28 protein-coding genes are annotated in these 25,796 nt (G+C 63.4%); 13 read left to right on the forward strand and 15 right to left on the reverse strand.

Annotation, left to right across the window (positions count from 1 at the left end; all coding sequences use genetic code 11):
- Nucleotides 1-49: 49 nt before the first annotated feature.
- Nucleotides 50-667 carry a TetR/AcrR family transcriptional regulator gene (locus tag OSH12_RS12105; protein ID WP_266343799.1) on the reverse strand — a complete coding sequence of 206 codons (618 nt, stop codon included), beginning with the start codon at nucleotides 665-667 and terminating at the stop codon, nucleotides 50-52.
- Nucleotides 668-746: 79 nt separating this feature from the next.
- Between OSH12_RS12105 and OSH12_RS12110 the strand changes: the two genes are divergently transcribed.
- Nucleotides 747-2,021: an MFS transporter gene (locus OSH12_RS12110; protein WP_266343800.1), complete on the forward strand. Its 1,275-nt coding sequence runs from the start codon at nucleotides 747-749 to the stop codon at nucleotides 2,019-2,021.
- Between the two features lie 124 nt (nucleotides 2,022-2,145).
- Complete coding sequence (locus OSH12_RS12115) at nucleotides 2,146-2,631, forward strand: DUF992 domain-containing protein (protein ID WP_266343801.1); 486 nt, start codon at nucleotides 2,146-2,148, stop codon at nucleotides 2,629-2,631.
- Nucleotides 2,632-2,699: 68 nt separating this feature from the next.
- On the opposite strand, the gene OSH12_RS12120 is transcribed toward OSH12_RS12115, so the two are convergent.
- The 4 genes from OSH12_RS12120 to OSH12_RS12135 form a co-directional block, all read right to left on the reverse strand.
- Entirely contained in the window at nucleotides 2,700-3,122 is a 423-nt protein-coding gene (locus OSH12_RS12120) for a GFA family protein (protein WP_266343802.1), read from the reverse strand.
- A gap of 5 nt (nucleotides 3,123-3,127) precedes the next feature.
- Nucleotides 3,128-4,513, reverse strand: a complete 1,386-nt coding sequence (locus OSH12_RS12125) for a class II 3-deoxy-7-phosphoheptulonate synthase (RefSeq protein WP_266343803.1) — start codon at nucleotides 4,511-4,513, stop codon at nucleotides 3,128-3,130.
- Between the two features lie 136 nt (nucleotides 4,514-4,649).
- Nucleotides 4,650-5,468, reverse strand: a complete 819-nt coding sequence (locus OSH12_RS12130; RefSeq protein ID WP_266343804.1) for an LssY C-terminal domain-containing protein — start codon at nucleotides 5,466-5,468, stop codon at nucleotides 4,650-4,652.
- Nucleotides 5,469-5,492: 24 nt separating this feature from the next.
- Nucleotides 5,493-6,290, reverse strand: a complete 798-nt coding sequence (locus OSH12_RS12135; RefSeq protein WP_266343805.1) for a helix-turn-helix domain-containing protein — start codon at nucleotides 6,288-6,290, stop codon at nucleotides 5,493-5,495.
- 115 nt (nucleotides 6,291-6,405) lie between these two features.
- Between OSH12_RS12135 and OSH12_RS12140 the strand changes: the two genes are divergently transcribed.
- Complete coding sequence (locus OSH12_RS12140) at nucleotides 6,406-6,768, forward strand: nuclear transport factor 2 family protein (protein WP_266343806.1); 363 nt, start codon at nucleotides 6,406-6,408, stop codon at nucleotides 6,766-6,768.
- On the opposite strand, the gene OSH12_RS12145 is transcribed toward OSH12_RS12140, so the two are convergent.
- From OSH12_RS12145 to rpiA, 4 genes are all read right to left on the reverse strand, one after another.
- Nucleotides 6,765-7,652, reverse strand: a complete 888-nt coding sequence (locus tag OSH12_RS12145; protein ID WP_266343807.1) for a DNA-3-methyladenine glycosylase 2 — start codon at nucleotides 7,650-7,652, stop codon at nucleotides 6,765-6,767. The genes OSH12_RS12140 and OSH12_RS12145 overlap by 4 nt on opposite strands.
- Before the next feature lie 208 nt (nucleotides 7,653-7,860).
- Nucleotides 7,861-9,240, reverse strand: coding sequence for a glutathione-disulfide reductase (gene gor, locus OSH12_RS12150; RefSeq protein WP_266343808.1), 1,380 nt, complete (start codon nucleotides 9,238-9,240; stop codon nucleotides 7,861-7,863).
- Nucleotides 9,241-9,257: 17 nt separating this feature from the next.
- Nucleotides 9,258-9,764, reverse strand: coding sequence for a DUF2059 domain-containing protein (locus tag OSH12_RS12155; RefSeq protein WP_266343809.1), 507 nt, complete (start codon nucleotides 9,762-9,764; stop codon nucleotides 9,258-9,260).
- A gap of 28 nt (nucleotides 9,765-9,792) precedes the next feature.
- Nucleotides 9,793-10,491 carry a ribose-5-phosphate isomerase RpiA gene (rpiA, locus tag OSH12_RS12160; protein ID WP_266343810.1) on the reverse strand — a complete coding sequence of 233 codons (699 nt, stop codon included), beginning with the start codon at nucleotides 10,489-10,491 and terminating at the stop codon, nucleotides 9,793-9,795.
- A 155-nt stretch (nucleotides 10,492-10,646) separates the two neighbouring features.
- Between rpiA and gph the strand changes: the two genes are divergently transcribed.
- Nucleotides 10,647-11,318, forward strand: a complete 672-nt coding sequence (gph, locus tag OSH12_RS12165) for a phosphoglycolate phosphatase (RefSeq protein ID WP_266343811.1) — start codon at nucleotides 10,647-10,649, stop codon at nucleotides 11,316-11,318.
- A 42-nt stretch (nucleotides 11,319-11,360) separates the two neighbouring features.
- Here gph and OSH12_RS12170 read toward each other — a convergent pair whose 3' ends face one another.
- Complete coding sequence (locus tag OSH12_RS12170) at nucleotides 11,361-12,242, reverse strand: cell envelope integrity EipB family protein (protein ID WP_266343812.1); 882 nt, start codon at nucleotides 12,240-12,242, stop codon at nucleotides 11,361-11,363.
- A 184-nt stretch (nucleotides 12,243-12,426) separates the two neighbouring features.
- On the opposite strand from OSH12_RS12170, the gene OSH12_RS12175 reads away from it, so the two are divergent.
- The 6 genes from OSH12_RS12175 (at nucleotide 12,427) to OSH12_RS12200 (ending at nucleotide 17,730) form a co-directional block, all read left to right on the forward strand.
- Nucleotides 12,427-12,891: a RidA family protein gene (locus tag OSH12_RS12175; RefSeq protein WP_266343813.1), complete on the forward strand. Its 465-nt coding sequence runs from the start codon at nucleotides 12,427-12,429 to the stop codon at nucleotides 12,889-12,891.
- 6 nt (nucleotides 12,892-12,897) lie between these two features.
- Entirely contained in the window at nucleotides 12,898-13,668 is a 771-nt protein-coding gene (locus tag OSH12_RS12180) for a glycerophosphodiester phosphodiesterase family protein (RefSeq protein WP_266343814.1), read from the forward strand.
- Nucleotides 13,669-13,777: 109 nt separating this feature from the next.
- Nucleotides 13,778-15,052: a GNAT family N-acetyltransferase gene (locus OSH12_RS12185; RefSeq protein WP_266343815.1), complete on the forward strand. Its 1,275-nt coding sequence runs from the start codon at nucleotides 13,778-13,780 to the stop codon at nucleotides 15,050-15,052.
- A 6-nt stretch (nucleotides 15,053-15,058) separates the two neighbouring features.
- A complete protein-coding gene (locus OSH12_RS12190; RefSeq protein WP_266343816.1) occupies nucleotides 15,059-16,741 on the forward strand; it encodes a sulfatase-like hydrolase/transferase in 1,683 nt (560 codons plus the stop codon).
- A 21-nt stretch (nucleotides 16,742-16,762) separates the two neighbouring features.
- Complete coding sequence (locus OSH12_RS12195) at nucleotides 16,763-17,191, forward strand: HIT family protein (RefSeq protein WP_266343817.1); 429 nt, start codon at nucleotides 16,763-16,765, stop codon at nucleotides 17,189-17,191.
- A 68-nt stretch (nucleotides 17,192-17,259) separates the two neighbouring features.
- A complete protein-coding gene (locus tag OSH12_RS12200; protein ID WP_266343818.1) occupies nucleotides 17,260-17,730 on the forward strand; it encodes a carboxymuconolactone decarboxylase family protein in 471 nt (156 codons plus the stop codon).
- Between the two features lie 78 nt (nucleotides 17,731-17,808).
- Here the strand turns inward: OSH12_RS12200 and clpA are convergent, their stop codons facing one another.
- Both clpA and clpS read right to left on the reverse strand, forming a co-directional pair.
- The gene (gene clpA / locus OSH12_RS12205; RefSeq protein ID WP_266343819.1) at nucleotides 17,809-20,250 is read right to left on the reverse strand and encodes an ATP-dependent Clp protease ATP-binding subunit ClpA; all 2,442 of its coding nucleotides are present in this window, start codon (nucleotides 20,248-20,250) and stop codon (nucleotides 17,809-17,811) included.
- Between the two features lie 9 nt (nucleotides 20,251-20,259).
- Nucleotides 20,260-20,589: an ATP-dependent Clp protease adapter ClpS gene (gene clpS / locus OSH12_RS12210; protein ID WP_266343820.1), complete on the reverse strand. Its 330-nt coding sequence runs from the start codon at nucleotides 20,587-20,589 to the stop codon at nucleotides 20,260-20,262.
- Between the two features lie 241 nt (nucleotides 20,590-20,830).
- Here clpS and OSH12_RS12215 point away from each other — a divergent pair, with 241 nt between their 5' ends.
- Nucleotides 20,831-21,070: a hypothetical protein gene (locus OSH12_RS12215; RefSeq protein ID WP_266343821.1), complete on the forward strand. Its 240-nt coding sequence runs from the start codon at nucleotides 20,831-20,833 to the stop codon at nucleotides 21,068-21,070.
- A gap of 75 nt (nucleotides 21,071-21,145) precedes the next feature.
- On the opposite strand, the gene OSH12_RS12220 is transcribed toward OSH12_RS12215, so the two are convergent.
- The gene (locus OSH12_RS12220) at nucleotides 21,146-21,478 is read right to left on the reverse strand and encodes a phasin family protein (RefSeq protein WP_266343822.1); all 333 of its coding nucleotides are present in this window, start codon (nucleotides 21,476-21,478) and stop codon (nucleotides 21,146-21,148) included.
- A 492-nt stretch (nucleotides 21,479-21,970) separates the two neighbouring features.
- On the opposite strand from OSH12_RS12220, the gene OSH12_RS12225 reads away from it, so the two are divergent.
- Nucleotides 21,971-23,458 carry a D-alanyl-D-alanine carboxypeptidase gene (locus OSH12_RS12225; protein ID WP_266343823.1) on the forward strand — a complete coding sequence of 496 codons (1,488 nt, stop codon included), beginning with the start codon at nucleotides 21,971-21,973 and terminating at the stop codon, nucleotides 23,456-23,458.
- Nucleotides 23,459-23,512: 54 nt separating this feature from the next.
- Here OSH12_RS12225 and OSH12_RS12230 read toward each other — a convergent pair whose 3' ends face one another.
- On the reverse strand, nucleotides 23,513-24,145 hold the full coding sequence (locus OSH12_RS12230; RefSeq protein ID WP_266343824.1) for a DnaJ domain-containing protein: 633 nt from the start codon (nucleotides 24,143-24,145) through the stop codon (nucleotides 23,513-23,515).
- A 196-nt stretch (nucleotides 24,146-24,341) separates the two neighbouring features.
- On the opposite strand from OSH12_RS12230, the gene panC reads away from it, so the two are divergent.
- Nucleotides 24,342-25,190 carry a pantoate--beta-alanine ligase gene (gene panC / locus OSH12_RS12235; protein WP_266343825.1) on the forward strand — a complete coding sequence of 283 codons (849 nt, stop codon included), beginning with the start codon at nucleotides 24,342-24,344 and terminating at the stop codon, nucleotides 25,188-25,190.
- A gap of 4 nt (nucleotides 25,191-25,194) precedes the next feature.
- Here the strand turns inward: panC and OSH12_RS12240 are convergent, their stop codons facing one another.
- Nucleotides 25,195-25,632, reverse strand: coding sequence for a DUF1489 family protein (locus OSH12_RS12240; protein ID WP_266343826.1), 438 nt, complete (start codon nucleotides 25,630-25,632; stop codon nucleotides 25,195-25,197).
- Between the last annotated feature and the right edge of the window lie 164 nt (nucleotides 25,633-25,796).

Below are 25,796 nucleotides of genomic sequence, written 5' to 3' on the forward strand. Positions count from 1 at the left end.
CAAGAAAGCACGCAGTGTTCAACCGGCGTGACCAATGCCGGCCCCGCCCTCAGCCCTTGAGGCTGGCGGTGATCAATCGGTCGGCGGCGGCTGCGAGCGAGCGCGAAGGACCGCCCTCCCCGAATAACTGGCCGCTGGCATAGGCCCCCTCAACGAGAAGATACAACCCGTCGCCCAGCGCCTCCGGTTCCGGGGCGCCCATGGCCCGCGCCAACTCAGTCAGGCGACGGCGCAATTCGCGCTTGTTCTCGACAGCGACGAGACGTGCGGGATTGTCCCTGGCTGGAAACTCCACGGCGGCGTTGGTCATGCCGCAGCCGCGATAATCGGCACTCTGCGCGCGCTCGCCAACGCCCGACAGATAGCCGATGATCTGCGCGCGTGGATCGCCGGGATGCTTGGCAATCGCGGCGTCGAAGCGGACCCAGAAATCCGCGTCGTAGTCGCGCATATAGGCGGCAGCCAATTCATCCTTGGAGGCGAAATTGCGGTATAGGCTGGGCTTGGTTACGCCGGCCCGCTCGACGATCTCTTCAATTCCCACGGCGCGGATGCCCTGGCGATAGAAGAGTTCGCGCACGGTCGCGCGGATTCTGTCGGCGGCGCGCGGCGGCGCATCCGTACCCTTGCCGGTCTTCGCCGCTGGTCGGTCACTACCGCTTGCCAAACTTTCTCTCCCAACGCACTTGACGATGTAACTGAACGGTACGTATCATAATCCATCCTGAAACGGAACGGTCAGTAACATGAAGATAATCCGCCGACGGCCTTTTGGCCAGAACTACGCCTTTGTCGTCGCCGGGGTCATCTTTGTCTGCCTGCTCGCCGGCGCGGGATTGCGCGCTGCGCCCGGCGTGATGATGCTGCCGATCGAGGCATCCTTCGGATGGAGCCGCGAGACGATCTCGCTCGCGGCCGCCATCGGCATCCTCCTCTACGGTCTGACGGGCCCGTTCGCCGCGGCGCTGATGCAAAGCTTTGGCATCCGCAAGACGCTGATCTGCGCCCTGCTGCTGATGTCGGTTTCAACGGGCGCCAGCGTCTTCATGAGCGCGCCCTGGCAGTACGTCGCCACCTGGGGCGTATTTTCCGGTGTCGCGTCCGGCTCGGTCGCAATGGTGCTGGGCGCCACGGTCGTGAACCGCTGGTTCGTCACCAATCGCGGCCTGATGATGGGCCTTCTGACCGCGAGCACAGCGACGGGAACCTTGATCTTCCTGCCGGGGATGGCGGCGCTGGTGGAGTGGGGTGGCTGGCAGGCGGTCGTCGTCACGGTGGCAATCGTTTCCGCAGCCCTCGTCCCCCTTGCCTATTTCCTCATTCCGGAACGGCCCCAGGATATCGGCCTGCGCCCTTACGGCGCTCCCGAGGGCGAACTGCCGCCGACGGGTCCGCAGGGCAACGCACTTGCCAACGCCTTCAACGCGCTGTTCGAGGCGGCTCGCACCAAGACCTTCTGGTATCTGTTCGCCACCTTCTTCATTTGCGGCTTCACGACCAACGGCCTCGTCGGCACGCATATGATCGCGTTTTGCGGCGACATGGGCATGCCAGCCGTTCAGGCGGCCAGCCTGCTCGCCATGATGGGGCTGTTTGATCTCTTCGGCACCACGGGCTCCGGCTGGCTGACCGACCGCTACGATCCGCGCAAGCTGCTGTTCTTCTATTACGGCCTACGTGGCATCTCGCTGATGTTCCTGCCGTTCACGGATTTCAATTTCTACAGCCTGTCGATCTTCGCGATGTTCTACGGCCTCGACTGGATTGCGACGGTGCCGCCGACGCTGAAGCTCGCCAACGAGGCGTTTGGCGACCGCAAGGCGCCGATCGTGTTCGGCTGGATCGCCGCCGGCCACCAGCTTGGCGCGGCCTCAGCCGCCTATTTCGCGGGATACATGCGGACGGTTCAGGGCAACTACCTCGATACCTTCATCTTCGCTGGCGCTACGGCTATCATCGCAGCGGTCATCTCGTTGATGATCGGCCGTCGGAAGCGCGAGTTGGAGCCCTTGGCAGCCTGACCAGGCGGCCCTCACCGAAATTTGCGGGGGAGCGTCTGTCCATCCCGCACGTTTCGCGTGTAGAACGGTGCCGGTTCAGTCGGTTCTGGCGAACTCAACCCAAGCACCTACTAGGAGGTCGACCATGTCGACACTGCAGAAGACTCTCGTCGCAGCCGTTGTCGCGGTAGCGGCAGCCCTCCCGATGGCCAGCACGGCGCAGGCTGCCGTGAAGACAGGCGTGCTGAACTGCCGCGTCGCGGCCGGCGTCGGCCTGATCTTCGGCTCGCGTCGCAGCGTCGAGTGTGAATTCCGCTCGAACCGGGGTACCGAGTTCTACACGGGCCGCATCGGACGCGTCGGTCTGGATGTCGGCGTCACCCGCAACAGCGTGATCGTCTGGAATGTATTCGAGCCGACACGCCGTCACGGCGACCTCTCCGGCCGCTACACCGGCGCGACGGCTCAGGCGACCATCGGCGTCGGCCTCGGCGCCAACGTGCTGGTCGGCGGTGGCCAGAACAGCGTTGCGCTGCAGCCGTTGTCGGTATCGGCACAGACGGGTCTCAATCTCGCGGTCGGCGTCAGCTCGCTGCACCTGACCCGCGTCAAGGCGCCCGCACGCCGCTAAAACGAAAACCGGCGCGTGCTGAGCACGCGCCGGATCGTTTCCGTCAATCGTCCGTGCCGCTATGTCGCCTACCCGACCGGCGGTGTCGAACGGCGCTTGGCGTGGGCAGGAACGCCGTCATTCATCTCGTAGTAGTCGCCCTTGTCGGCGACAAAGATATGCTTGTCCCATTCGACGCCAGTCGGCAGATCGAAGCCGCCCATCGCGATCGCGATACGGGACGACGCAATACTCTCCCAGAACAGCACCGAACCGCACGTCCCGCAAAAGCCGCGCCTTGCCGTCTCCGACGACGCATACCAGCGCAGATGCTCGCTGCCCGAGATCGCGACATTTTCCCGCTCGACCGAGGTCGAAGCGAGGAAATGGCCCGTCTGCTGTCGGCACATCCGGCAATGGCAGCCGACAACCGGCGCCAGCGGGCCAGCCACCGAATAGGTAACCGCCCCGCAGAGGCAGGCGCCGGAATGAGTTTCCCCGCCTGCCACCATTCGCCTCAGAGACCCGCGACGGCGCGCTGCTGGGTCACGCCCTGACGGCTCGACTTCAACAGCTCGGCGACGAGGAAGGCCAGTTCCAGCGCCTGATCGGCATTGAGGCGCGGGTCGCAATGCGTGTGGTAGCGGTCCGACAGATCCTCGTCGCTGATCGCGCGGGCGCCGCCGGTGCATTCGGTGACGTTCTTGCCGGTCATCTCGATATGAATACCGCCCGGGATCGTGCCCTCGGCCTGATGAACGTCGAAGAAGTTCTTCACTTCGCGCAGGATCAGGTCGAACGGACGCGTCTTGTAACCGCTCGAGGCCTTGATCGTGTTGCCGTGCATCGGGTCGCAGGACCAGACGACGGAGCGCCCTTCCTTCTCAACGGCGCGGATCAGCTGCGGCAGGTGGTCGAACACCTTGTCGGCACCGAAACGGCAGATCAGCGTCAGGCGACCCGGCTCATTGTCGGGGTTCAGCAGGTCGATCAGCTGCAACAGGCCATCGCCGGTCAGCGACGGGCCGCACTTCAGGCCAATCGGATTTTTCACGCCGCGCATGTATTCGACATGCGCATGATCGGCCTGGCGGGTGCGGTCGCCGATCCAGAGCATGTGGCCGGACGTGGCGTACCAATCGCCCGTCGTCGAATCGACGCGGGTCATCGCCTGCTCGTAGCCGAGCAGCAGCGCCTCATGCGAGGTGAAGAAATCGGTCGAGCGGAGCGACGGCGTGGTGTCGGGATCGACGCCGCAAGCGCGCATGAACGCCATCGACTCGGAGATCCGGACCGCGACTTCCTGATAGTGATGACCCTGCGGGCTATCCTTGACGAAGCCAAGCATCCACTGGTGCACGTGCTCGAGATTGGCGTAGCCGCCCTGCGCGAAGGCACGCAGCAGGTTGAGCGTGGCTGCCGACTGGCGATAGGAATCCTCGATCCGGCGCGGATCGGGAATACGCGCCTCGGGCGTGAATTCGATGCCGTTGATGTTGTCGCCGCGGTAGCTCGGCAGCTCGACGCCATTGATCGTCTCGGTCGGCGCGGAGCGGGGCTTGGCAAACTGGCCGGCAATGCGTCCGACCTTTACCACCGGCATGGAGCCGGCGAAGGTCAGCACGACCGCCATCTGCAGGAAGACGCGGAAGAAATCGCGGATGTTGTCGGGGTGATGCTCCATGAAGCTCTCGGCGCAATCGCCACCCTGCAACAGGAAGCTCTCGCCACGCGAGACGGCGGCCAGGCTCTTCCTGAGCTTGCGCGCTTCGCCAGCGAAGACAAGCGGCGGATAGTTCGAGAGCCGTCCCTCGACCGCGGAAAGCGCGGCTGCATCCTGATAGTCCGGAACCTGCTGGATGGGCATCGACCGCCAGCTATCCGGCTTCCAACTCGTCTTCATCGTCGTCACTCCACACCCTCGCCAGTCTTCGCGCTTCCTGCGCGCGTGACGAAGCTCATCAGGCCTTGAAAGGTGGTGCGTTATACACGCTCACTTCCAGCGAGGCTACGGGTGAGGCGTGGTGCTTTGCGCCGCCCTAAAGCAGCGAAACCGCCCAGTGCCAGAGGCGATCCTTGAAGCCGACAAAAGCCGGCGGCGGCAGGATTTCAGGCGGGACAGCCGATTTGACGCCTTCCGGCACGAGCCGGGAGACCCAGATTTCGCCATCCGTGTAATAGGGGTCGCCCTCGCCGTTGCGACCGTTCATCGTCGGGCCGATGCCGGTGATTTGATAGGTGGCCTCGACCATGCCGGCCTTCTTCAGATCATCCGTCAGCCCATCGCGCACGGCGTCGATGTCGGGGCCGATGTGATGCGTCACCTGCCCCGTATCGTGGCTGAGGCCGACGCCGCGATCGAAGGTGGCCGAGCCGAGCCAGACCGGTCGGCCCTCCTGGCCCCTGTCGAGCACATGCCAGAAGCGAACGTGATTCCGCGTGTCGGCGCTGGTACCGACCGGCCTTTCGAAGGCAAAATCCTCGCGCCTGCCGTCATAGTAGAGAGGGCTAACCGGCGCGTCATGATCGGGCCGGTCGAGAATGACGCTGCCAATGATATCGATGCTGGAACGAAGCGTGATTGGATCGGCGGGAAACCAGCCCGCTGCGTGCATCGCCCGAAGAACGTCTTCCTTGCCGCCGACAAGCCCGACATTCAGAGGATCGCCGGGGATACCCTGCCCGGTATGCGTTACCATCGGTCGGTCGGCGAGGCCTGGCTGGTGCTCGTAATGCGTCCAGGCCATGGGCAGCACGACATAGGCCGCCAGCCCATAAAGCGCCAACGCGGCCACCAGGCCCGTCACCAGATTGCGGAGCCTCAATCGCCTGGAAAGACCTTTACTCGCCGACACCATCGCCCATCCCCGATCAGACGCGCATCATGACGCGACTGCCAGACGACGCAAGGTCTCGGCGGTGTCGTCATCGGCCGGAAAGAAAGATTCGATCGCCAACTCCGACAGGGTCACATCCACCGGCGTGCCAAACACCGTCGTCGCCGAAATGAAGGAGAGCGTTTCCTCGCCAAGTCGCACCCGAAATGGCACGGCGATGCCGCCGAGATCGTCCTTCGCTGCCGGCCGGCCCGTGGCACCGGATGGATAGGCACGGAGTTCATCCAGAAGATCGGTGAGGATCGCGTCACCCGTCATGTCGATCTCGTGCGCCAGGCGTGTCAGCAGATGCGATCGCCATTCGGCCAGGTTCAATGTTCGCGGCGCCAGCCCGGCCGGATGCAGTGCCAGCCGCAACACATTGACCGGCGGCTCCAGCAAGCTCGCATCGACGCCCTCGACGAGGCGCATCACGGCCGCGTTGGCGGCGACGAGATTCCAATGGCGATCGACGGCCAGCGCCGGATATGGCTCGTGCCCCTGGATGATCCGCTCGACGGCGCGGCGCGCGGCGGCGAAGCCCGCATCGTCGAGTTTGCGCTCGCGGTAAACCGGCGCATAACCGGCAGCGACCAGCATGACGTTCTGCTCGCGCAGCGGAACCTCCAGTTCGGCTGCGAGCTTCAGCACCATGTCGCGGCTCGGCCGCGAACGTCCCGTCTCGATGAAGCTCAGATGCCGGGTCGACATCTCGGCGTCGCCGGCAAGGTCCATCTGGCTCATGCGACGGCGTTGCCGCCAGTCGCGGATGTGGTCGCCGATCGGGCGTGGATTCGTTTCCATGCCCCGAAATTAGCGAAGAGATGAACGCGATCCAATTACCTCGGAGGTAATCGACTTCATGTCCCGCGGCGGCAAATCTCCGGGCTGTCAGCAACGAAAACCACGGAGACAGACCATGACCAACACCACAGCTCTCGTCGAAGCCTATATCGCCAGCTGGAATGAGACCGACGCCGCCAAGCGCCGCGCCCTGATCGCCTCAACCTTCACGGAAGCAGCGACCTATGCCGATCCGATGATGAAGACCGAAGGCCATGGCGGCATCGACCAGATGCTGATGGCCGTCCAGGAACGCTTTGCCGGGCTCCGCTTCAAGCAGGTCGGCAAGGTCGATGGCTATGAAGATCGCGTCCGCTTCTCGTGGGAGCTTGGCCCCGACGGCGGCCCTTCCCTCGCCGGCGGCACCGATTTCGCCACCATCGAGTCGGGCAAGCTCGCGACCGTTGTCGGCTTCCTGGATTTCGCGCCTGCCGGTTAGTCGGCGAGGCTAGCCCAGAGATGGGTGGTAGCGAGGCTTCGATGCGGGGCGAAAGCCAGCATCGAGGCCTCCTGCGCCTTGATGTCGGGCCGCTCTGAGAGACCATGCAGCCGCTGCAATGCGGTAGCGAGGCCGGAATCGCCGATCGGCGCCATATCCGGAAAGCCGAAGCCGCGCAGGAGGATGTAGCGCGCTGTCCAGGTGCCTATGCCGCGCACGGCGACCAGCGCCGTCTCTGCCTCGGCGGGGGATCCCTGCGCCAGCGCATCGAGCGAAAGCGCGCCTTCGGTGACGAGACGCGCGACACCGATGAGATAGCTGGCCTTGGAGCGTGAAAAACGCAGCGCGGTCAGATCTTCCATTTCAAGCGCCGCGACGCGCGCCGGATCCGGATGAGCATAGAGGCCGCTCTCCGCGTGGCGCACACCCGCCCGCTCGATCATCGCGCGCCGAAGCGCAGCGGCGAAAGTGAGGTTGATCTGCTGGCCGATCACCGCCCAGCAGACGGCATCCCAGACATCGGCGGTCAAGGGAATGCGCATCCCACTGCGCGCGCCGACGATACGGGTGTTGTCTGCACGCGGCGCCACCAGCGCCTCAAAGCCGACCGGGTCGCTGGCAAGGCCAAGCATACGCGCAGCGATGGCCAGGGCTGCTTCCGGCGCGAAGGAATTGTGATCAATCCGAAGGAGCGCGACGGGCTGGTTTGGATGATCACAGTCGGCAAGATCGATGTCGAGACGATGCGCGGTCCCGTCGATCAGCAGAATCTTGGTGATCGTCCGACCCTCGACCCGCTCGCTGACGCTGAGCTTGTCGCGACCGTGATAGGCGAGCGGGTATTCCGGACGAAAGCCTGCGGGCAAGAAAAGCGTCGACTTCATTCTCGGAATTCCCCGACTGCGACCTTCGTCCGCCACTCATTGCGGCCTGCGTCCGCTAGCGCGAACCAGCGCGGCCGACGATCCGATTCTTGCTCTCGAATTCTGGAGAAAGGAAGGCCCGCTTACCTCCGCCTGTTCCTGCTCGCACAGTCGAAAAAGCCCTCTCCCGGATGCGGGCGAGGGCTCGGTGCTTGTTGAAAGTAAAGCCTCAGCCGTTGCGGCGGTGGCGGACGCTCGGCTCGCGCATGGTGACGAGTTCTTCGGCGGCGGTCGGATGCAGCGCCATGGTCGAGTCGAAATCAGCCTTGGTCGCGCGCATCTTGAGCGTGATGGCGACGATCTGCACCATCTCGCCCGCATCGGGTCCGAGGATGTGGCAGCCAACGACGCGGTCGCTGTCCGCATCGACCAGAAGCTTCATCAGCGTCTTCTCGTTGCGGCCCGAAAGCGTGTGCTTCATGGGGCGGAAGCTGGTCTGATAAACATCGACCGCAGCGAACTCGGCCAGCGCTTCTTCCTCGGTCAAGCCGACCGATCCGATCTCGGGCTGCGAGAATACAGCCTTCGGAATGCCAAGGTGATCGACGGAGATGCGCTTGCCGCCAAACACCGTATCGGCGAAGGCGTGGCCCTCGCGAATGGCAACCGGTGTCAGATTGACTCGATTCGTAACGTCACCGACCGCATAGATCGACGGCACGTTGGACTGCGAGAACTCATCGACGATCACGGCCTTGGCGCCGTCGAGCTGCACTCCGGCGTTTTCAAGCCCGAGCCCCTGCGTGTTCGGAACCCGGCCGGTGGCGATCATGACCTCGCCAGCCGGGAGCACCTCGCCATTGCGGGTTCGGGCCAGAAGGCCATCCGCCGTCTTTTCGATCGAGGCCAGCGTGTCGCCGGTCAGGACACGGATGCCCTTCTTCTCGATCTCTTCGCGCAGCGTTCGCCGCAGATCGGCATCGAAACCACGCAAAAGCGCATCGCCGCGATGGACCAGCGTCGTCTCGACGCCGAGGCCATTGAAGATGCCAGCGAATTCGACAGCGATGAAGCCGCCGCCAACCACGACGATCTGCTTCGGCAACCGCTCCAGGTGGAACGCCTCATTGGAGGAGATCGCGAGTTCGCGGCCTGCAAGATCCGGCTCGATATACGGCGTCGCCCCCGTCGCCACGAGAATGTACTTCGCCGTGACAAGGCGATCTTCCGCCACCAGCCGCACCGTATGGGGATCGACGATCACCGCACGGCTCTGCACCAGCTTCGCGCCGGAACGCTCCAGATTGCGGATGTAGATGCCATTCAGACGATCGATTTCCGTGTCCTTGGCGGCCACGAGGCGCGACCAATCGAAGGTCGCCTCCCCCGGCGTCCAGCCAAATCCGACGGCGTCCTCAAACTCCTCGGCAAAGCGCGAAGCATAGACGAACAGCTTCTTGGGCACGCAGCCCCGGATCACGCAGGTACCGCCGACGCGGTATTCCTCCGCGACCATGACGCTGGCACCATAGCCGGCAGCAATCCGGCCGGCGCGAACGCCGCCGGAGCCGGCACCGATGATGAAGAGATCGACGTCGAACTGGGTCATGAGATGGATCGATCCGTCTAGAATTCGATCCCCTTCTTCTTCAGACCTTCGCGGGACTTTTCGAACAGCTCCTCGCCGACGCGATCCGACCAGCCCTTGACCGACTGCAGCGTCTCGCCGACGACCTTCGGGCCGATTTCGGCGAGCTTGGCGCCGGCCGGGCTGCGGTAAAAGGTCGAGATTGCCGTCAGCTCTTCTTCGGAGAAGTGCTTGGCCCAGATGCGGGCGACGTCGTTGTCGAGGTCCTTGCGGCGAGCGACGAGCTCGAGCGCCTGGGCGTCGACCACTTCGGCGATCTGCTGGTGCTGGTCGGGACGCAGGCGGATCAGCTTGTTCTGCGTCTGCTGCGACAGCAGCGGCAGCAGATTGTCGAAGCCACGCGAAGTCTTGGCCGCGTGAACGGCCTCAAGCGCCGCTGCGACATGCGCATCGGTCACTTCCTGTGCCTGGGCGAAACCGGCCGTGCCAATTGCAAGGCCGGCGGCCAGCACGGCAGCGCCGATGGATTTGCGGATGAAGGTCATGGAGAAACTCCCGATGGGCGAAATGTTGTTAAGCCACCAACCAGCTTATGCCTTCCGGCCGAGCGATGACGGCGGCAGATGCAAGTCCGATAAAGAGACCGTGTTCCACGACCCCCGGAATCGCGGCAAGGGCAAGACTCAAGGCTTCTGGATCTCGAATACGGCCAAAAGATGCATCGATGATAGCGTTACCACCATCGGTCACGAAGGCAGAGCCGTGGGCGGCGAGACGTCGCGTCAGCGTGACAGGCATCTCCAGCCGCAGAGCCGCGTCGGCGATGGCCGCCGTCGTGGCCCCGATGCCGAAATGATTGACTTCGACCGGGAGCGGAAACGCGCCCAGCGTCTCGACCAGCTTGGAGCCATCGGCGATCACGATCATCTGGCCGGAGGCAGCCGCCACGATTTTTTCACGCAGCAACGCGCCGCCGCCGCCCTTGATCAGCCGCAGCCGGCTGTCGAGCTCGTCGGCGCCATCGATCGTCAGATCGAGACGAGGCAGGTCTTCCAGCGTGGACAGCGGAATGCCTTCGGCACGGGCCAGCGTCGCGGTGCGTTCAGACGAAGGGACGCCGACAACCGAAAGCCCGTCGCGAACGCGCGCGCCAAGGCCCCGGATGAAATGATTGGCCGTCGAGCCGGACCCGAGGCCGAGCTTCATGCCATCTTCGACCTTTTCGAGGGCAGCAAGGGCTGCCTGCTTCTTGAGTTCGTCGCTGGAGATCATCGGGCTCTTCAAAAATGGATGGGGTTCACGCCGATCCGGCGCGGTTTGTTAGCATGGGGGGAAGCTGTCGCCAACGTCCACGCGACATCCTCCCGTCTTTCAGACCTCCGACAGACTTGGTAGGTTCGGGAACCCCATAGACGGAACCCTCCCCGATGCGCCCCATCCTCGTCTTCGATCTCGACGGCACCCTCGTCGAAACCGCAACCGATCTCGTCGCGACGCTCAATGTCGTTCTGGAGCAGGAAGGGCTGGCGCCCATCCGTTATGAAGACGCTCGCGCCATGGTCGGCCACGGCGCACGCGCCTTGATCGAACGGGGGCTGGCCGCCAACAACGTCACCCGCGACACGGCAACGATCGACCGGCTGTTCGACACCTATATTGCCTATTACGCAGCTCATATCGCCGATACCAGCCGCCCGTTCGAGGGCGTGGTGGCAGCGCTCGATCACTTTGCCGCCGAGGGCTGGCTGCTGGCCGTCTGCACCAACAAGCTCGAAGGCCTGTCAAACCTGCTGCTCGACGAACTCGGCCTTTCGAGCCGTTTCGCTGCAATCTGCGGCGCCGACACCTTTGCCGCTCGCAAGCCAGACCCGCTTGCCCTGACCGAAACGATTCGACGCGCTGGCGGCGATCTGCGCCGCGCCATCATGATTGGTGATTCCGTCACGGACATCGACACCGCCAGGGCCGCCGGTATCCCCGTCATCGCCGTCGATTTCGGCTATACGACCGTCCCTGTGACCGAACTCGGCCCGGACGTGGTCATCGGCCACTTCGACGAACTGGCTGACGCCGTGACTGGACTGATGGTTCGCGCCTAAGGCGCTTTTCGCGTGAAGCGTGCGGCGGTTCGCTCCAGGAGACTAAGGGCAGCGCTTGGCGGTAATCTTGAGCGGCTTCATATCGAGCCGGACAAGCTTGCCCGTCAGCGCGAAGTCGCCATAGTCCAGCCGCATCCGCCGGGTCACGCCATTCTCATAGACGATGAACGACAGTTCATAGGCGGGAGACGGCTCGCCTGTGGCCTTCTCGTCGAAATAGCTGAGCGTTACCGGCCAATGCCGGATATTCGCGATACCCGCCTGCCTGGCAGTGGCTTCATCGCTGAGGTCGTCGGCACCAGCATTGGGCGCGCCGATAACGGCCGAGGTCGCATAGGGCTTCTCGCCCTTCTCCGAGCCGTCGAACAATCCGACCTGCACGAAGCGCTCGCCACGCGTGGCCGCCTCGATGATCGTCGCCAGATGCTGGTTCGGGAACTGAAAGGACGGCGCAATGTCGAAGCGCTCGGTCTTCGGCTTGGCAAGCGTGACATGCAGCTTGCCGCCCTCCCGCTCCGCCGATCCCGTGGAATCCTCGGCGAGCGCGCCATCGACGTAGCTCTTGGTGGCAAAGCTGAAGCTCTTGCCATCACCATCCTCGAAGGTCGAAGTCGCCACGTCGGTCAGCCGGGAATTGCCCTCGCCATCGCTGATCCGCGTTACGAAACGCAGCTTGGTATTGTAGCCGTCGCACCGAGAGCCGGAGAAGTCATAGACCATCCGACCTTCAGCATCGCTGATCGTATCGGACGACTTGCCGCCTGTATCGAGCCGCAGGTCGTACACCGCCTGATGCGTCGCAAACGGGAGCTTCGCAGGTCCGGGCGAGAGGGCAATGGCAGCCCCCGTCATTCCCAGCAGGGACGCGGCAACTGCGGCCAGCGCCAACCCTGTGCTACCGGCACCCATAGATACGGACTTCATGCTCGCTCCCATAATCGTCAGCCGACATAGGGCTGACATAGACCGCATTTCAATCAGCAAAACGGCAAAACGTCCATGCACCACCGCGTGCACGATAGCGAAGCGCAGGCACGCGTCGCGCTTGCGGTTGGCCCGGAATCAAGCGAAACCGGGAAAGAACGACACAACGCCTTGGGAGAACCCTATGACGAGCCAGATCGAAAGCCGCCTCGAAGCTCTCGGAATCGTGTTGCCCGCAGCGGTGGCACCGGTCGCCAACTACGTACCGGCCGTCGAAAGCCAGGGCTTCCTCTATATCTCCGGGCAGATCCCGAAGGGCGCAAACGGCCTCGAATATGTCGGCAAGCTCGGGCGCGAACTGAGCGTGGATGACGGCCGCGCCGCTGCCCGCCTGTGTGCCATCAACATCCTCGCCCAGGCCAAGCTGGCACTTGGCGACCTCGACCGGGTCGGCCGCGTCGTCAAGCTGGTCGGCTTCGTGAATTGCGACCCCGAATTCGGCGATCACCCGCAAGTGGTCAATGGCGCCTCCGATCTCATGGTCGAGGTCTTCGGCGACAAGGGTCGCCATGCCCGCTCGGCCGTCGGCGTCGCAGCCCTTCCCTTCGGCGTTGGCGTCGAAGTCGAAGCCATCCTCGAGATCGCCTGATCGATCATGACCAGACACGCGCCCGCCGCCGCCCCCGCATGGCTCACCGCACGCCCGATCGCCCACCGCGCCTATCACGACGCGAAAAGCGGCCGGATGGAGAACACGCTTTCGGCCGTCCGCGCCGCGATCGACCACAATTTCGCGATTGAGGTGGATCTGCAGCTGACCGCCGATGGCGCCGTCGTCGTGTTCCATGACGACACGGTCGATCGCCTGCTTCAGGCAACGGGACGAGTCGACGCCTTTACTGTTGCCGCGCTGAAGGCAGCCGCTTTCAAGGCGGGCAACGACCATGTGCCGACGCTGGCGGAACTGCTGGAAACCGTCGCCGGCAAGGTTCCGCTGGTGATCGAGTTGAAAAGCAACTGGGACGGCAACCGCCGATTGGAATCGGCCGTCGTCCCGATCCTCGCTGCCTATGAGGGACCGGCGGTGATCATGTCATTCGATCCGGATTCGATGCAGGTCATGCAATGGCTGTTGCCGACGATGCCGCGCGGCATCGTCGCGGACCGCTATACCGACCTCGACGATTGGGGCGCCCTGTCCCCGCGCCAGCGCTTTTCGCTGCGCAATCTTTCGGCCGTGCCGAAGGTCGGCGCCAGCTTCGTCTCTTACGACTTGAACGGCCTGCCCTCCTTCGCGCCCTCGAAGGTACGCGCAAGTGGCATGCCGCTGATCACCTGGACCGTGCGGGCGCCGGAGCAGGCGGCGAAGGCCAGGCTCTATACAGACCAGATCACCTTCGAGGGGTTTGACCCGGACAAGGCGTAGCGCCCACGGTCAAGCGCAAGGCGACAGGGCCAGATGCGACTTGCGCTTGCGGCATTCCGCCTTAGATGCATGGATAGCCCATGCGCTCAAGCGAGATCGTTTCCCCCTCATGACCGCTTCCCCCGATGCGCGCCTCAGCGTCCTGTCCTCGCTCGCTGAAATCGATCGGCAGGACTGGGATGCCTGCGCCAATCCAGGCTGGCCCTCCGCCCGGCCGTTTGGCGAAGATCCGTCCGCGTTCCTGAAGGCGTTTCATGGACAAGCGGCCACCTCGTCGGCACCCGACCCGCTTGAATCAGTATCTCAAAAGCCTGCCTATAACCCTTTCGTTTCATACGACTTTCTACACGCCCTGGAAGAGTCCGGCGCCGCGACCGGCCGGACTGGCTGGCAAGCGAGACACCTCGTTCTCGATGGCGCGGACGGCAAGCCGGCCGGCATCGTGCCTTGCTACCAGAAGACCCATTCGATGGGCGAATACGTCTTCGATCAGGGCTGGGCGGACGCCTATGAGCGCGCCGGTGGGCGCTATTATCCGAAGTTGCAGGTTTCCGTACCGTTCACCCCCGCGACCGGTCCGCGACTTTTGGCACGAGCCGATGCGCCGGCAGGCACGCGCGAAATACTGGCCGCCGGGTTGCTCGAACTCTGCCGCCAGCTCAGCACATCCTCGATCCACGCAACCTTCCTGAATGACACCGACGCCGACCTTCTGGACGACAGCGGCTTCCTCGCCCGCATGGATCAGCAGTTCCATTTCATCAATGAGGGCTATCGCGACTTCGACGATTTCCTTGAGGCGCTGGCCTCGCGCAAGCGCAAGGCGATCCGGCGCGAACGACGCGAGGCGCTGGCCGACGGCATCACGATCGAGCATCTGACCGGGGCGGCGATCACAGAACGCGATTGGGACGCCTTTTTCGACTTCTACATGGATACCGGCGCCAGAAAATGGGGCCGCCCCTATCTGAACCGCCGATTCTTCTCGCTGCTCGGCGAGCGCATGGCCGACCGAGTCCTGCTGATCGTCGCCAAGCGCGACGGCGTCCCGATCGCCGGCGCGCTCAACATGATCGGCTCCGACGCGCTCTACGGCCGCTATTGGGGCGCGTCCGAGGACGTGCCGTTCCTCCATTTCGAGGTTTGCTACCATCAGGCCGTCGACTGGGCGATCGCGCATGGCCTGCCTCGCGTCGAGGCCGGCGCGCAAGGGGACCACAAGCTGGCGCGCGGCTATCGGCCGATTGTGACCCGCTCAGCCCACTGGATCGCCGATCGCGGCCTGCGCCGGGCGGTTGCCGACTATCTCGGCCGCGAGCGCGAAGCCGTTGCCGCCGATCATGAATTCCTCGACGAGCACACGCCTTTCAAAGCTGATACGTGAATTTGAATGACAGCGATTCTTCTCTGGGTCGGCGCGGCGGCCATCCTGCTCGTGACCGAACGGCAACCGGCAAAGCCTGTCTTCGCCCTGCTGGCCTTCGCCTTCCTGACCACCTGCTTCCTGCTTGTCGTCGGCGATCTGGAGCGAGCCACGCTGCTGGCGCTGATCCTGGCGTTGACGATCGTCGGCGCCTCGGCCGTCAAGCATCACCACAGCGGCATGAAACTCGCCGTCGGTGACCTGGCGCTGACTTTTGCCGGCACGATCCCTTTCATGCTGCGGCAGTATCGGCGCACGGCCGCCCTGACGATTGCCGGCGCGGTGCTGCTATTCCTCGCGGCCATGGCGACGCTGGCGCTGGTACGCGGCGTGCCCCTCGCCTTGTCGTCGCGCGGGCTCGCCTTCGTGCTCACCGGCGTGGCGCTCTACGCGCTCTGGCGAGCGAATGGCGGTACCGCTTACCGGACCGACGTCACGACGCAAAAGCGCTTCTTCTCGTTCTTCATGACCTCGCTGGTCGATATTGCCAGTTGGTGGCCTACCGGAGGACTGCGGATGCTCGATGTGGCCGCGACCTCGCTGCCGCTGGCATCGCCGATCGCCGCTCGAACCAATATCCGTCCCGACATTATCGTCATCCAGCATGAATCGGTGTTCGATCCCCGCCTCTACGACCTCCCCGTAGACGATCGCATCGCTGAGCTCCTGACGCCGAAGGGTGCGCTGGCCGGACGGCTGCATGTCGACATCTATGGCGGGGGATCGTGGCAGACGGAATTCAGCCTGCTGACGGGACTTTCGTCCGCCAGCTTCGGGCCGGATTCCTATTTCCTATTCAAGAAGGGTGTTGGTCGCTTCCGGCACTCTTTGCCAAGCGAATTGGCGGCGCTCGGCTACCGCACGATGCTCTCCACCAGTTGCCGGCGCGAATTCATGAACTACGACGCCTTCTATGCCGGCATCGGCGTTACAGAGCGGGTGTTTTCTGACGAATTCCCGCCCCCCTTCGATCTCACCGCTTTCGAGGTGAGCAATTCGGATGCGGCATTCTTCGAGGCAACCCGGGCTGCGCTGGAGCGTTCGCTCGACCGCGACCCGGCCCCCCGCTTCCTGATGGCGCTGACCAATTTCAATCACGGCCCGCATGAAACGCGGCTTGTGCCGCCCGGACTCTATGAAGAGGAACGGCGCTTCGCCACCGCCGCCCTGCCTGACGGCAATTACGGCGAATACTATGCCCGTCTGGCCGAGACGGCCGAAAGCTACGCGACGTTCAAGGCGATGCTCGCGGCGCGATATCCCGACCGGCCGATGCTGATCGTGCGCTATGGCGACCATCAACCGACCATGACGCGCGCCATCGAGGAAGCGCGCGGTATCGCGCTGGACGATCCGCGCCAGTTCGAGACATTTTATGCGATCGAAGGCATCAATTTCGAGCCAGCTCTGACGAGCGTGCCGGAGAGGCTCGACATCGCCATGCTCGGCACCATAGCGCTACAGGCTTCCGGCCTGCCGCTCGACGCCACAACCGCCACCCGCGCCGGTCTCATCGACGAATGCGGGGCGCTCTATATGGCGACATCATCGGAGCGGAAGAACCGCTTCCACCGCACGTTGATCGAACAGGGCATGATCGATCTCGGCAAGGCTGCGCCGCAGGTTGCTGTCCTGACCGAGCAGACCTGAAACTCATGACGGGAGACATCCATGACCCAGTATGACGACGCCAACATCTTCGCCCGCATCCTGCGCGGCGAAATCCCGTCGCACAGCGTCTATGAGGACGCCGAGGCGATCGCCTTCATGGATGTGATGCCGCAAGGCCCCGGCCATCTGCTGGTCGTGCCAAAGGCCGCCTCGCGAAATCTGCTCGACGCGGATCCCGCCGTTCTGTCACGGCTGATGCCGGTCGTGCAAAAGCTCGCCCGCGCCGCCAAGCTCGCCTTCGCGGCCGATGGCGTCACCGTGATGCAGTTCAACGAGCCGGCATCCGGCCAGACGGTTTTCCACCTGCACGTGCACATCATTCCGCGCTTCGACGGCGAGCCGCTGCATCCCCATACCGGCACCATGGAGAAGCCTGAGATCCTGGCCGAAAACGCCGAGCGGGTCCGCGCCGCGCTCGGCGGGAAATAATCCGCGACCACCATGTCACAGGTGGCCAGCCTGTCTCGTCTTGTCTCCGTAACCCCATGGAGAACATCATGCACGAGCGACTGAACGCCTTTGCCGCCGCCCCGGAAGCCGTCAAGGCTATGATCGAACTGAGCGGCAAACTCGCCGCCGGCAGTATCGAGCACAGCCTGCAGGAACTGGTGGAAATCCGCGCCTCGCAAATCAATGGCTGCGCAAATTGCCTGCACATGCATACGGCGAATGCGCGCAAGAATGGAGAGACCGAGGAACGCATCTACCTCCTCAGCGCCTGGCGCGAATCGCTGCTGTATACCAAGCGGGAGCGCGCAGCGCTTGCCTGGACCGAAGCGCTGACGCTGGTTGCCGAGACGCATGCGCCGGATGCAGACTATGAAGCGCTGCAGGGCGTATTCTCGGCCAAGGAGCAGGTCGAACTGACGCTGCTGATCGGCACCATCAACACCTGGAACCGCTTCTCGGTCGGCTTCCGCACAGTGCATTCGAACGACCGTAAGGCTGCCGCGCAAGAGGCGGCTTGACGCCCCCTCACCGACCCTCACAAGCAAACGGGGGCGCCTTTCGGCGCCCCCGCTTTCATTCCGTTTGTACCAGGCGGATTACTCCGTCTTCAGCGGCACCTTCGGGACCAAACCACCGCGCTTCGGTGGCGTAGGCTTCTCGGCCGCCACCTTCTTCGCGCTCGTGCCGGCCGCCTTGCGGCGAGGCTTCGCCTTGGCCTTGGGCTCTTCCGGCTCACGCTTCGGCGTCACCGGTCCATCCTCGATCGGGTCGAGATGCAGGCCAGTCTCGCCATTTTCCTTGGTCTCGACCGTGATCTTGACCGTACCGCCCTTGCGCAGCTTGCCGAACAGCACCTCGTCAGCCAGCGGCTGCTTGATGAACTGCTGGATCACGCGGCCAAGCGGGCGGGCGCCCATCTGGCGATCGTAACCCTTGTGAGCCAGCCAATCGACCGCCTCGGGCGACAGATCGAACGTAACACCCCGGTCTGCCAGCTGCGCTTCAAGCTGAAGCACGAACTTCTGCACAACGTTATGCACGACCTCGATCGGCAGATTGCCGAATTGGACGATCGCATCGAGCCGGTTGCGGAACTCCGGCGCGAACAGGCGGTTGATCGCCTCCTGGTCGTCGGGGTCGCGCGTCGTCGACTTGAAGCCGATGGCGGGCTTGGCGAGATCGGCCGCACCGGCATTGGTGGTCATGATCAGGATGACGTTCCTGAAATCGACCTGCTTGCCGTTGTGGTCGGTCAGTTTGCCGTGATCCATCACCTGCAACAGGATGTTGAACAGGTCCGGATGCGCCTTCTCGATTTCGTCGAGCAGCAGCACGCAATGCGGATGCTGGTCGACGCCATCAGTCAGAAGACCGCCCTGATCGAAGCCGACATAGCCGGGAGGCGCGCCGATCAGCCGCGAGACCGTATGGCGCTCCATGTATTCCGACATGTCGAAGCGGATCAGCTCGACGCCGAGGCTCGCCGCCAGTTGCTTGGCGACTTCGGTCTTGCCGACACCCGTCGGTCCGGCGAACAGGTAGGAGCCGATCGGCTTCTCCGGTTCGCGCAGGCCAGCACGCGCCAACTTGATTGCCGAGGTGACCTGGGCGATGGCGCTGTCCTGCCCGTAAACGACACGCTTCAGCGTCGCCTCCAGGCTCTTGAGCACTTCCTGGTCGTCCTTCGACACCGTCTTGGGCGGGATCCGCGCCATCGTGGCGATCGTGTCCTCGATCTCCTTTACGCCGATCGTCTTCTTGCGGCGGTTCTCCGGCACCAGCATCTGCGAGGCGCCGGTCTCATCGATCACGTCGATCGCCTTGTCCGGCAGCTTGCGGTCATGGATGTAACGGGCCGAAAGCTCAACCGCCGACTTGATGGCGTCGTTGGTATAGCGGACGCGGTGAAAATCCTCGAAATAGGGCTTGAGCCCCTTCAGGATCTCGATCGCATCGGGGATCGTCGGCTCGTTGACGTCAATCTTCTGGAAGCGCCGGACGAGCGCCCGGTCCTTCTCGAAAAACTGCCGATATTCCTTGTAGGTGGTCGAGCCAATGCAGCGGATCGAACCACCGGCCAGCGCCGGCTTCAGAAGGTTCGAAGCATCCATCGCCCCGCCCGACGTCGCGCCCGCACCAATGACGGTGTGGATCTCGTCGATGAACAGGATCGATCCCGGATATTCCTCGATCTCCTTGACGACCTGCTTCAGCCGCTCCTCGAAATCACCGCGATAGCGGGTTCCGGCGAGCAGCGTGCCCATGTCGAGCGAGAAGATGGTCGAGCCGGCGAGCACGTCGGGGACGTCACCCTCGACGATCCGCTTGGCAAGACCCTCGGCGATCGCCGTCTTGCCGACGCCGGGGTCGCCGACGAAGAGCGGGTTGTTCTTCTGACGGCGGCAGAGAATCTGGATCGTGCGCGCGATTTCGACGTCGCGGCCGATCAGCGGGTCAATCTTCCCCTTCTTCGCCTTTTCGTTCAGGTTGATGCAATAAGCGTCGAGCGCATCAGCCTTTTTCTTGTTTTCCTCACGGCTGTCGACCGTGGCTGCGTCGTCGTCGACGCCGTGCACCGGCCGGCTCTCGCTCATGCCTGCCCGCTTGGCGATGCCATGCGAGATATAGTTGACCGCGTCGTAGCGGGTCATGTCCTGCTCCTGCAGGAAGTAGGCGGCATGGCTCTCGCGCTCGGCGAAGATGGCGACGAGCACGTTGGCGCCGGTGACTTCTTCCCGTCCGGACGACTGGACATGGATCACGGCGCGCTGGATCACGCGCTGGAACCCGGCGGTCGGCTTCGAGTCTTCCTCTGGGCCATGCGCCAGATTGGCCAGTTCCGTATCGATGTAGTCGATCAGGCTGCGCTTCAGCATGTCGAGATCGACATTGCAGGCGCGCATAACGGCAGCTGCGTCCTGATCTTCGATCAGAGCGAGCAACAGATGTTCGAGGGTCGCGTATTCCTGATGGCGTTCGTTCGCTATGGCGAGCGCCTGGTGGAGGGCCTTTTCGAGGCTTCGGGAGAATGACGGCACGTTAGGACCTCACTTCCTTTCCATCACGCATTGCAGCGGATGTTGGTGTTTTCGCGCGAAATCCATCACCTGTGTGACCTTGGTCTCGGCCACTTCATAGGTGAAGACACCACACTCCCCCACACCATGCTGATGCACATGCAGCATGATCTGCGTGGCCTCCTCCCGGTTCTTGTTGAAGAACCGTTCGACGACGTGCACGACGAATTCCATCGGCGTGTAGTCGTCGTTCAGAAGCAGAACGCGATACAGGTTCGGCCGCTTGGTTTTGGGCCGCGTTTTGGTGATGACGCCGATTTCGTTGTCGGCATCATCGGAACGACGAGGTTCTTTGCTCATAGGGTTCGATCAATAACGTCGCTAAAACGGAATCCTGCCGATTATCACGCTGCAGCGCAATCGCTCATTTTGAGGATCCGCGCTGCCACGCCCCAGACAGGCGGGAGAGGTGTTGGACTTTTATATGGGGAGGCTTGCCGGGGATGGAAGTGGGGCCGGTCCGCCGCATGGACATCACATCCCTTTCGGTCCTATCTCGATCCCGCCAGTCGAGTCCGACATGGCATGGATCGGAGCCTAAATGGCCGTCACAACCCAATTTATCGTCCAACCCTACCGGCTCAACAAGCGGGGCAAGCTGGAGGCGGAACCCGCCGTCGCGGCGAGTTCCGCGGCGAACGCCAAGATGCGCGCCGAAAAGCTGGCGGAAACTCGAGCCGGCGTGATCGCCTTCCAAATCGCGGCCGATAGCGAATTGGGCGATTATGGCGAGCCAATCACGCTGGCGCGCTTCGGCACGTTGCCGGAGGAGATGGATTAGTCATTTCGTTGAGGCGCCGAAACAGAAAGCCCGGCGCGACGGCCGGGCTTTTGGAATTCGCATTTGCGGCGACGTCTACTTGGGGAACTTCCCAAACAGGCCTTCAAACGGCTTGTAGGTCTCGCGCGTCATCTCGGTCATCATCGCACCGACCTTCGAAACCTGGCCGAGATAGCTCTCATAGGCTGCCTTGACGTACTCGCCCTGAGCTTCGACAGCCTTTTCGACGCTGGTCGCGGACAGAACACGCTCCAGCGCAGCCGAGCCGGCCTCGAAATTCTTTCGCGAGTAGTCGGCGGCCTCGGTGGCTATTGCCTGAAAACCCTGACCGATCGAGCCATAGCTCTTCATCATCAAATCGATGCTTTCCTGGCTCGCCTTCTGGATGCCGTCGAAATCCTGGATCAATGAGATGCCCTCCACGCGAGAACCCGCGCCATAGCAGGTTCGATCCAGGCACGTTCAGGCAGCGCAGTTCCAGAGTCAAGAATTTTTGCTGCACTGCACAACAGGGCAAATCCATGCCCGCCGCTGCGGCACCTCGCGATGGCCCCAAAACGGGAACGAACTGACCCGGCAATTTTTACGGATTCGTAACGGCGTTTCCTTAGCCTCCGTTCATCAGACCGGAGAGCCGTGCGGCGTTGGCAGGTTGCACGATTCGAGGGACTGGACCGGAATTCAGGGAAGAAGCCTTGCTGGTGGCCGAAAATTCGGCTCGCAGCATTTTCGTTCCGAGATACCGATCCTGCCTCAAAAAAGTTCCGGTCTTGCGGTCAGTTGGTAATTGGGCACTGCCGGGGTTCACGCTCCGGTCCTGCGAGACGCGGAGAAACTACTCACATGTTGATGGGCCTGAACCCCCTCGGCCGGCATTGCGTCCGTTCGGTCCGGAACGTCTTGGCTGGACTTCTCGTAGCTGGCGTGACGTTGACCGCGGTCACCGTGGAAGCCGCCGCAGCGCCCAACTCCTCCATCGTCGTCGATGCCAAGACCGGCAAGGTGCTCTATTCGAAAGAGCCTGATGCGCTACGTCGTCCTGCATCCCTGACCAAGATGATGACGCTCTACGTTCTTTTCGGCGAGTTGGAAGCCGGTCGTCTCACCATGTCGTCGCGGCTGAAGGTCTCCGCCTTCGCCTCGCGCCAGAGCCCGACCAAGCTCGGCCTCAAGCCCGGCTCGACCATCGCCGTTCGCGACGCCATGCTGGGCCTGATCACCCGCTCTGCCAACGATGCCGCTGTCGTTATCGCCGAGAACATCTCCGGTTCCGAAACCGCCTTCGCCCAGCGCATGACACGCACTGCCCGCTCAATCGGCATGAGCCGCACCACGTTCCGCAATGCTTCGGGCCTGCCGAACAACGGAATGTGGTCGACGGCACGCGACATGGCGACGCTCGGCCGCGCGCTGCAGGAGAACTATCCCCGCTACTACAAGTATTTCTCGACCAGGAGCTTCGTCTATAACGGTCGCGAGATCCGGGGCCACAATCGCCTGCTCGGCCGCGTCGAGGGCGTGGACGGCATCAAGACCGGCTACACGAACGCGTCGGGCTTCAACCTCGTCTCGTCGGTGAAGCGCGACAACCGCGCTCTCGTCGCCACGGTGATGGGCGGCAACACCGGCGCGGCGCGCGACAAGCAGATGGCCAACCTGCTTGAGAAGTACCTGCCCGTCGCCTATGCGGGCCCCGCCAAGTCGCGGTCGCTGTTCGCCCGCGCCAAGAATGTTCCGGCCGTCGAAGACGATGTCGAGGTTGAAGTCGCGGCTGTTGCGCCGGCCCCCGCCCCGCAGGCCCGTCCCATTCGTGCGGAGCCGGTAGTCGTTGCTGCCGCCGTCGCTCCAATTCCCGCGCGCGCTCCCAAGGCTGCGCCGGCTCCGGCACCCGCACCGGCCCAGATTGCCGATATCCTGGACGAAGAGCCCGTGTCCATGCAGGCCTATGCCGCGGAGCCGATCGAACCGGCCGCCGCACGCGGCCCCCGTATGGTCTTCCAGACCGGCCCTGCCGGGAAAAATCTCGACCGCCCGGGCGTCAAGACCGCTTCGATCATCGAGCCCGCACCGACGGCGGATGACGATGCCGGCAGTGTCACGGGCAGTATAGAAGCCTCGGCCGCACCGGCCACCCAGATTTCCGATGGCTGGAAGATCCAGATCGCCGCCACGCCGGACGAAGACGGCGCCAGGCTGATGCTGGATCGCGCCAAGTCGAAGGCCGGCAAGATGCTGTCCAGCGCCACGCAGAGCGTCGAACCTGTCGTAAAGGGTTCGTCGACGATGTACCGGGCTCGCTTTGCCGGTTTTGATAACAAGGATCAGGCACGCGCCGTTTGCGCATACCTGACGAAGCGGGATGTTTCCTGCCTTGCCATCCGTCAATAACGGCTGGCCGCATACCAGAATTTCGCCCTCCTTTTTTGTACCTGTGTCTAGGAGCTAGCGATGTCCGCCGAGGAGTCTTTCCTTCGCCTCGTTGATTTGGGCGGCCAAGAACGTCGATCCTCCCTGGTCGGGATGGACGCGTTTCATCAACCGTCTGTAGGCCGCTCTGATTTCGGCCTCGGAAGCGCCGGCCGCAAGGCCAAGGATCTGGTGGGCTTGCTCATCTGTCATGGTGCCCGCGCGCGCCGTGCGGCGCGCCCTGCCTGCCGGGTCAGTCTCGACGTGTTCACGCCAACCGGGAATTCGGCGGTCGAGATAAGCTTCGAGTAATGCGCGGTCGCGGGCCCTGCCCGCGACTTCGGAATAGAGCACGACGAGTTCGTCGGGGCTTAGCGTATCCAGCATGCGCCCGGCAAAACGCCCTTGCTTCACCTGCCTGCCATCGATCCACGTCTTCATCTGCTCGAGGATCTTTGGCTTTAACAGCCATAAGCCGACGGCCAGGAGCGGTATGCCCGCGCCCAAGCGCCCTGTTGCCGCCGTAAAGATCCCCGTCGAGATCAGCGCTCCAGCCGCACCCCGCCGCACCGAGCGACCGAGCGCATTCGCGCCCTTCTCGCCTCCGAACAGGAAGGCGATTCCGATCGACACGGCAAGCACACCCAAGAACGGAATAATCAGACCCATCGGCACTCCAAACTGGGCCGATTCCATCCGGCCGCCATCACTCTATTGCGGGCAAGTCCCTGTCGCGGCAAGAGCCAGCGCCGCAATGGATGCCATACGCATGATTTGCTAGACAGTCAGCGCGCCGTCTCGAGCCATCCCCTCCCTAACACTGGGGCGACCTCCTGACCGCGCTTTGCGCAATGAGGACATGCCCATGCCTGCCAGCCCAACCATCCACCGCACCGTCGACGATCTGCGAGCCGCCGTTTCCGCCTGGCGACGCGAGGGTCTTCGCGTTGGCATGGTGCCCACCATGGGGGCCCTGCACAGCGGTCATATGGAACTGGTGCGCGCCGCGCGCGAGCGGGCAGACCGGATCATCGTGACAATCTTCGTCAATCCGACGCAGTTTGCTCCGACCGAGGATTTCGGCGCCTATCCGCGCACCGAGGCGAGCGATGTGGCAAAGCTCGCCGAACTTGGCGTCGAGGCCGTGTTCGCCCCCAACGCCAACGAGATGTATCCGGCGGGCTATGCGACGACGGTCTCCTTGGCCGGCCCCGCCATCGGCCTGGAAACGGATTTCCGGCCGCACTTTTTCTCTGGGGTCGCAACCGTTGTCTCGAAACTGTTGATCGCCGGCTTTCCCGACGTCGCGATGTTCGGCGAGAAGGACTACCAGCAGCTGATGGTGGTGCGGCAGATGGTGCGCGATTTGCGACTGCCGACCGAGATCATCGGACTGCCGACCATCCGCGAGGCAGACGGCCTCGCCCTCTCCTCCCGCAACGCCTACCTCTCTCCGGAAGAGCGACAGACCGCCACGACGATCTCGCGGGCAATGCGTCAGGCCGCGGAGTTGGTTCGCGCTGGCGGTTCGGTTGAAGCAGCACTGGCCGAAGGCCGCGCCGCGCTGACGGAGGCCGGCTTCCGGGTCGACTATCTGGTGTTGCGCAACGCCGAGACGCTGGCCGAACTCGCCAACCCAGCGATCGAGCCGCGCCGGATGCTCGCCGCCGCCTGGCTCGGCAAGACCCGCCTCATCGACAACATCGCGGTCTAGAGACTCACAGAAGGCCGAGCTCAGCGAGTTCGGCCTTCAGGGCGGACGGCAGTTCATCACCACCGCCGCCAATCGACGCCAGGTCGCGCGGCGCTTCCTTGTCCAGCAGATAACGCCAACCCTGAAAGGGGCGTTTCGGCTGCCACTCGGTCGCCACCACTTCTGGATCGAACACGATGCGGCAGCGCTGAATGCCATCGGCGCCCGTCACTGCCTGGAGGTCGAGCAGGCGCTGGCGCGCCTGCACCTGGCCCTTGATGACCCAGTAGAGCGATCCGCCATCCAGCAATTCCGGAATGCGCTTCGGCATCATGCGCGTCGTGTGCGTATCCTCGGCTTCGAGCCCCATGCCGCGCTGGCGGAGGATGTCCTCGGCAATCCAGCCGGTCAGCTGTTCTATCGATTCGACACCGACGCAGAGCTTGATGAGATGCAGGGGCATTCCGGAACACTGTCCTCAAACGCGCGAGCGGCAGGAGCCGCGTCGATTTTTCCACAAGGATGAATTGGCGCTCGGCTTCGGACTGGCCTATGAGCCTGTCTGGAAACGGCGCAAGGTAGCATAGGCGTTCCACCATCCCCGCGAAAGCGCGAACCAGCAGTGCA

Source organism: Kaistia terrae (assembly GCF_026344005.1).
GTDB lineage: Bacteria > Pseudomonadota > Alphaproteobacteria > Rhizobiales > Kaistiaceae > Kaistia > Kaistia terrae.